Source organism: Aeromicrobium sp. REDSEA-S32_B7 (assembly GCF_001626145.1).
GTDB lineage: Bacteria > Actinomycetota > Actinomycetes > Propionibacteriales > Nocardioidaceae > Aeromicrobium > Aeromicrobium erythreum.
Map to the genome: position 1 here is coordinate 1 of NZ_LUNF01000203.1, position 3189 is coordinate 3189.

The window sequence follows — 3189 nt, forward strand, 5'->3', positions numbered from 1 at the left end:
GGCTACTCCACCGGCTGCCACCTGCACTTCATGGTCATCGCCAACGGCGTCACCGTGAACCCCATGGGCTGGCTCTGACGAGCCGGCCGTGACCGGCCCGGGGCCGTGTGGCCCGACGCACTAGGATGGGTCGGTGGCCAAGGAGACCGGGCGCAAGCTCATCGCGCAGAACAAGAAGGCGCGCCACGACTATCACATCGAGGACACCTACGAGGCCGGCCTGGTCCTCACGGGCACCGAGGTGAAGTCGTTGCGTGCCGGTCGGGCGTCCCTGGTCGACGGCTTCGGCGAGATCGCGAACGGCGAGGCCTGGCTGATCCAGGTGCACATCCCCGAGTACAGCCAGGGCACGTGGACGAACCACGAGACGCGGCGGCGTCGCAAGATGCTGCTGAACCGCCAGGAAATCGACAAGATCGAGCAGCGCATCCAGGCCAAGGGCCTGACGATCGTGCCGCTCGCGCTGTACTTCAAGGACGGTCGCGCGAAGGTCGAGATCGCCCTCGCCCGCGGCAAGAAGCAGTACGACAAGCGGCACGCCATCGCCGAGCGCCAGGCCAAGGCCGACGCGCAGCGCGAGATCGGTCGCAAGATCAAGGGCATCCGCTAGATGACCTCGGCGGACGCCGACCGCCCCGGGCTGGCCGACGCCGACCTGCCGTCGCTCACGGCGTCGCTCGACCTTCCCGGACTGTTCGACGTGCACGTGCACTTCATGCACCCGAAGGTGCTGGCGAAGGTCTGGGCGTACTTCGACTCCGCTGGCCCGCTGCTGGGCCGTCCCTGGCCGATCACGTACCGCGGCAGCGACGAAGAACGCGTCGCGCACCTGCGCGACATGGGCGTCCGGCACTTCTCGGCGCTCTCGTACGCCCACCGCCCTGGCGTCGCGACGTTCATGAACGACTGGACCCTCGACTTCGTCCGACGCGTGCCCGAGGCGCTGCGCTCGGCGACGTTCTACCCCGAGCCGGAGGCCGCGACCTACGTGCCGGCGCTCGTGGCGTCGGGGGTCGAGGTGTTCAAGGCGCACCTGCAGGTGGGCGACTTCGCTGCCGACGACCCGCTGCTCGACCCGGTGTGGGGCACGCTCGCCGAGAGCGGCACGCCTGTCGTGCTGCACGCCGGGTCGGGTCCGGCGCCCGGCACGCACACTGGTCCGGACGGCGTCGCGCGGGTGCTCGAGCGCTTCCCGGGGCTGCGGATCGTGGTCGCCCACCTCGGGATGCCGGAGTACGAGGCGTTCCTCGACCTCGCCGACCGCTTCGCCGAGGTCCGCCTCGACACCACCATGGTGCTCGTCGACTTCTGGGAGGGCTCGCACGAGCTCGCGACGGCGCTACGACCGCGTCTGGCAGACCTCGGCGACCGCGTGCTGTTCGGCACCGACTACCCGAACATCCCCTACGCCTACGCGCACCAGGTGGAGGTGCTCCAGCGGCTCGAGCTCGGCGACGACTGGCTGCGCCGGGTGCTGTGGCACAACGGGGCCGCGCTGTTCGGGCGCGAGACGTGAGGCTCGACTCCGCGGCGGGCCGGTGGCTCGTGGCGGCCATGGTGCTCGGCACGGGGATGGCCTTCCTCGACGGCTCGATCGTCACCCTGGCGCTGCCGGCGGTCGACGACGACCTGCAGGCGGGGGTCGCCGGGCTGCAGTGGACCGTCAACGCCTACACGCTCGCGCTCGCCTCGCTCATCCTCGTGGGCGGGTCGCTGGGCGACCGCTACGGCCGACGTCGGGTGTTCGTGGTCGGGGTCGTCTGGTTCGGCGCGGCGTCGGTGCTCTGCGCGGTGGCGCCGACGATCGAGGTGCTGGTGGCGGCGCGCGGTCTGCAGGGCGTCGGGGGAGCGCTGCTGACGCCGGGAAGCCTGGCGATCATCTCGGCGTCGATCCGGCCGGAGGACCGCGGTCGGGCGATCGGGCTGTGGTCGGGCCTGGCGGGCGTCACGACCGCGCTGGGCCCGCTCGTCGGCGGCACGCTCGTCGACGCGGTCGGCTGGCGCTCGGTGTTCTGGATCAACGTGCCGCTCGCCGTGGCGGTGGTGTGGGTGACGCTGCGGCACGTGCCGGAGTCGCGGGGCGCGCAGACCCGGCTCGACGTCGAGGGGGCTGCGCTCACCGTGGGCACGCTCGCGTTCCTCACCTACGGGCTGGTCGAGCAGACCTCGTGGCCGGCGCTGGTCGGCGTGGTGCTGCTCGTGGCGTTCGTCGTGCACCAGGCGCGCTCGCCGCACGCGCTCGTCCCGCTGTCGCTGTTCGCCGACCGAGTCTTCACGGCCGCGAACATCTGCACGTTCGCGATCTACGCGGCGCTGAGCGGCACGATGTTCCTGCTGGTGCTGCAGCTGCAGTACGTGGCCGGCTACACGCCGCTCGAGGCGGGCCTCGCGACGCTGCCGCTCACGGTGCTCATGCTGCTGCTGTCGTCGCGCGCGGGGGCGTTCGGCCAGCGGGTCGGACCGCGGATCCCGATGACGGTCGGGCCGCTCGTGTCGGCGGCGGGACTGCTGCTGCTCCTGCGAGTCGGCGCCGACGCGCGCTTCTGGGTCGACGTCCTGCCGGGCGCGACCCTGCTGGGTCTGGGGATCACGCTGCTGGTGGCGCCGCTGACGACTGCCGTCCTCGCAGCGGCACCCGACGAGCAGGCCGGGATCGCGTCGGGCATCAACAACGCGGTCTCCCGCACGGCCGGCCTGCTCGCGGTGGCGGCGATCCCGCCGCTGGCGGGCATCGCCGGCGCCGACTTCGCGTCGCCGGACGTGTTCGGGCCGGGCTTCCGGGCAGGGACGCTGATGTGCGTCGGGCTGCTGGTCGTCGCCTCGGTGTGCGCGGCCGCTCTCGTGCACGGACGCTCGGCCGACCCGGAGCGCGCGCCGACCACGTCGTGACGCCCTGTGTGACCATCCGGTGAACTCCGGCGCGCCCTCTGGCGCGTCGTGTCGCCGATGGTGTGGGGTGTGCCCATGAACCGACTCGGGGGAGCCGGACGGGGGTGCGCGGCCACGAGCCGGCGCACGTCCCGGTACACCGGCCTGACCATCATCCTCACGCTCGTCCTGACCGTGGTGCCGCGTGCCGCGGACGCCGCACCGCGGGACGGCTACTACGACAGCGCCCAGGGGCTCAGCGGGGAGGCGTTGAAGAACGAGCTGCACGACATCATCTCGGTGCAGCGGACGATCTCCTAC

4 protein-coding genes are annotated in these 3189 nt (G+C 72.0%); all 4 read left to right on the forward strand.

Annotated features, from left to right (window positions below; genetic code table 11):
- The first annotated feature begins 133 nt into the window (after positions 1-133).
- Positions 134-610 carry an SsrA-binding protein SmpB gene (smpB, locus tag A6Q79_RS13595; RefSeq protein ID WP_067855602.1) on the forward strand — a complete coding sequence of 159 codons (477 nt, stop codon included), beginning with the start codon at positions 134-136 and terminating at the stop codon, positions 608-610.
- Positions 611-1516 (forward strand): amidohydrolase family protein, encoded by a 906-nt coding sequence (locus A6Q79_RS13600; RefSeq protein ID WP_286689648.1) that lies wholly within the window; start codon positions 611-613, stop codon positions 1514-1516. It abuts the gene before it with no gap.
- Positions 1513-2889: a DHA2 family efflux MFS transporter permease subunit gene (locus A6Q79_RS13605; protein ID WP_286689647.1), complete on the forward strand. Its 1377-nt coding sequence runs from the start codon at positions 1513-1515 to the stop codon at positions 2887-2889. The genes A6Q79_RS13600 and A6Q79_RS13605 overlap by 4 nt, the downstream gene beginning before the upstream one ends.
- Positions 2890-2964: 75 nt before the next feature.
- The coding region (locus A6Q79_RS13610; RefSeq protein ID WP_317698618.1) for a hypothetical protein at positions 2965-3189 on the forward strand (225 nt) is incomplete at its 3' end.

Bases quoted from the DNA above. Each gene is read 5' to 3' on its own strand.
- A6Q79_RS13600 (WP_286689648.1), top strand. From the start codon at position 611: ATGACCTCGGCGGACGCCGACCGCCCCGGGCTGGCCGACGCCGACCTG.